General features: G+C 57.8%; 4 protein-coding genes and 1 pseudogene. 4 read left to right on the top strand and 1 reads right to left on the bottom strand.

Annotated features, from left to right (window positions below):
- The 4 genes from WB528_RS18205 to WB528_RS18190 form a co-directional block, all read left to right on the top strand.
- Positions 1-571: ABC transporter ATP-binding protein (locus WB528_RS18205; RefSeq protein ID WP_423889786.1), on the top strand; the 571-nt coding region annotated here is incomplete at its 5' end.
- Positions 568-1791 (top strand): ABC transporter permease, encoded by a 1224-nt coding sequence (locus tag WB528_RS18200; RefSeq protein WP_423889785.1) that lies wholly within the window; start codon positions 568-570, stop codon positions 1789-1791. The genes WB528_RS18205 and WB528_RS18200, both read left to right, overlap by 4 nt.
- A gap of 40 nt (positions 1792-1831) precedes the next feature.
- Positions 1832-2074 (top strand): response regulator transcription factor, encoded by a 243-nt coding sequence (locus tag WB528_RS18195; protein ID WP_423889784.1) that lies wholly within the window; start codon positions 1832-1834, stop codon positions 2072-2074.
- 217 nt (positions 2075-2291) lie between these two features.
- Positions 2292-3050, top strand: a complete 759-nt coding sequence (locus WB528_RS18190) for a Crp/Fnr family transcriptional regulator (protein ID WP_423889783.1) — start codon at positions 2292-2294, stop codon at positions 3048-3050.
- A 235-nt stretch (positions 3051-3285) separates the two neighbouring features.
- Here WB528_RS18190 and WB528_RS18185 read toward each other — a convergent pair.
- Positions 3286-3482 (bottom strand): annotated as a pseudogene (locus WB528_RS18185) (curlin); the annotation flags it as partial.

The following is a 3482-nucleotide window of genomic DNA, read 5'->3' as shown; positions in this document are numbered from 1 at the left end:
GTTGATGCACATGATCGGATTGCTCGATACTCCGAGCGAAGGCCGCATCTACCTTGAAGGTGCGACTATCGCCGACCTGTCGGAAGATCAGCGTTCCAGGCTGCGCTCGCGCAAGCTCGGGTTCGTGTTTCAGTCGTACAACCTGCTACCCCGCCACAATGCGATCGAAAATGTCGCATTACCGCTCGTCTATAGCGGCGTCGGCAGCAAGGAGCGCGTGCGTCGTGCCGAACAATGTCTCCAGGCAGTGGGAATGGGGCACAGGGCAAGGCATTTCCCGAAGCAGCTCTCGGGCGGCGAGCAACAGAGGGTTGCGATCGCGCGGTCATTGGTCTGTGCTCCGGCGATCATACTGGCGGACGAGCCGACAGGTGCTCTCGACAGCCGCACCGGTGACGAGGTTCTCCGCCTGTTTCGGGCTCTGGGCGAAATTGGCCAGACGGTTGTGATCGTCACGCATGACCACAAGGTCGCCGAACAGTGCAAGCGGATTATTCGCCTGTTTGACGGCCGTGTCGTGGCTGACGACGTCATTGTTCCGCAAACTCCGAAGGAGGCACTGGGGATATGACGGCACTCCAGGCGCTTCGGATTGCATTGCGTGCGTTGCGCGTAAGCCCTTTGCGGAGCTTTCTGACGATGCTCGGCATCGTGATTGGAGTCGCCTCGATTGTCATCGTCCTTGCAATCGGCGAGGGAGCGCAGCTGCGGCTGGAAGAGCAGATTCGCGCGATCGGCGCGAACGTTCTGATGATCAATCCCGGCGCGGTACGCCAGGGCGGGGTCCGGCTGAAAGCAGGAACCAAGCTGACGCTGACTGAAGGCGACGTGCAGGCCATCCTTGAACAGATTCCGGAAATCCGCGCCGCGGCGGGATCGATCGCCGGCGCCGCGCAGGTCATCCACGAGAACAAGAACTGGAACACAACGATCAACGGAACGACTGCCTCGCATTTCACGGTGCGTGACTGGGAATTGGCGTCCGGCCGGTATTTTTTGCCCGCCGAAGAAGCGGGCGCCGGAAAAGTCGCCATTCTCGGCAACCGCGTTGCGCATGAGCTGCTATCGCCCGGCGAAAGCCCGATCGGCGCGCAGATCAGGGTCCTAAACACACCGCTGGAGGTGATCGGTGTTCTGGACGCCAAAGGGCCGGATCAGGACGACGTGCTGTTTGTTCCGTTGAGCACGGCCCGGCTGCGTTTCCTCGGTAGCGCGAGCGGCATCAACCGGGACACGGTCGCATACGTCATCGCCAAGGCCGCCTCCGGCGGACAGCTTGCCGGCGCAAAGGCGGAAATCGAAAACCTCCTCAGGCAACGTCACCGCATCCCCTCCGGTCAGGAGGACGATTTCCAGGTACAGGATCCCGCGGCCGCCATGGCGGCCCAGCAAGGTGCCATTCGCACGGTAGCTCTGCTGCTGACAGCGATAGCCCTGGTTTCGCTCGTCGTCGGCGGCATCAGCATCATGAATATCATGATTGTGTCGGTTATCGAGCGCACGCGGGAGATAGGTATTCGGCGCGCCCTGGGAGGCCGGATGCGCGACATCCGTCTTCAGTTCCTGAGCGAGGCAATGGTGCTTTGTCTGCTGGGAGGCGCCATGGGCGTGCTCTGCGGGATTATTCTCTCGCTGACTGTGGCACGCATGGCCGGATGGGTCACCGCCATCAATATGCAGGCTATCGCGCTCTCGGTCGGTTTCTCGGCCGCAACGGGACTGATCTTCGGATTTTATCCTGCTTACCGGGCATCCAAGCTTGATCCAATCGATGCGCTTAAATCCGAGTGATCCAATCTTAGGTGCCTGTCAATTGTAGGGAGTCCCAGTCATGAATATGGACCTGAATTTATTGCCACAGTTGACCAGGCGGGAGCGCGAACTCATCACGCTCATCGCGCGCGGAATGCAGAACAAGAATATCGCGCACGAACTCAATATTTCCGAACATACCGTGCGTGCTCATATCGGCAACATCATGCGCAAATATCGGCTGCAGAACAGAACGCAGATAGCCGTGACGCTTGCCGTTACAAATTCCCTTGACCCGTTCAGCGACGAAAGTGCCGCTTAGCAGGGGACAGTCCCGATCGATTTCGGCCAGCACTGAAAGGACGATCAATCCGTTACGGAAAACCGAACCTGCGACATTATCTGCTCTTCTAACTGCTCCTCGAGTATGACATTAGTTTAGGCGGACGCGTATTTTATCAGCGTCGCTACTTTGACGTGGATCAAAGCGGCGCGGGATTTGATGATTTAATTATCTAAAAAAGCGCGGGGCAAGTTACATGAGCTCTGAAATCAACGCCAATGCACCCGACGGCGATGTATCGATACTGACGAATGCGCCAAATCATTTTTTGAAATCGTTGCCGCCGACGAACGCGCGGATGTTACACCCGTTCTTGAAGCTTGTGAATCATCCGAGCGGGACGCGCTTGTCGAGAACCGGTCAAGCTTTAGAGCGCATCTATTTTCCGTATTCGGGAATAGTGTCATACACCGTCGGCTTTTCCAGCGGAGAGGTCGTGGAAGCCGGAATGATCGGCCGCAACAGTGTCGTTGGTGCCACTGCACCATTGGATGATAACCTGTTCACCAACGACGCCACCGTCCATGTCAATATGACGGGCACCACCGTCGATGTTGGCAAGTTCAAACAGTTGATGGCCGAGAGTGACGCGTTTCGCGCCTTGTTGGCCCGGCACGAGGAAATGGCGCTGGCACAGGCGCAGCAAATCGCGGCATGCAATGCCGTGCATGACCTGGATCAACGGCTTAGCCGCTGGCTGCTGCAGGCGCGCGATCTGCTCGACAGCGACCTTCTGCCGCTTACCCAGGAGCTGTTGGCGCAAATACTGGGAGTGCATCGAAGTAGTGTCACGCTTAGCGCCAGAAGGCTGCAACAAGCCGGACTTGTTGATTATCAGCACGGCAAAATTCGAATCCTGGATGTCGACGGGCTGAAGGAGGTCTCCTGCGAATGCTATGAGGCGCTGAACGCCCATTTTTGCAGCATTATCGGATGGGATCCCAATCACCATTAGCGCCGGTTAGGCGCTTGTGAAAGGATAGCTTCGGACTAATCAGAGATGTGCCGGCATCTCTAGACGTCCGCTCTGCCTCTCCAGCCGACGTACTCGATCTGCATCGGCAGCACTTGACGATTTACATTCCCAATCTCAACCGCCTCGAGGTGCAGCAATCGAAGCTTGAAAACTCCATCTCATAATAGGCCTCCCACGCTCCGGAATGTGAACGGCTTCGGATCCGCGCTCCAGACTAATGACCGATCTGTGTGACGTTTGAGAAATTGAAGCCGCCGACCTGAGTCATCGCGCCAGTGTTGCTCGATTGACCCACCTGGCCGAGGAAGGCGAGGTTCAACCCGCCGTTCTGACTGACCGACGCGCCGTTCGTGCTGCCGAACTGCAGGATACCGGTGGCGTTGTTGCTTCCGTTCTGGGTGACGGTCGCGC

It is taken from the genome of Bradyrhizobium sp., assembly GCF_049586575.1.
In the GTDB taxonomy this organism is placed as follows: domain Bacteria; phylum Pseudomonadota; class Alphaproteobacteria; order Rhizobiales; family Xanthobacteraceae; genus Bradyrhizobium.
This window is presented reverse-complemented; position numbering and strand designations above follow the sequence as displayed.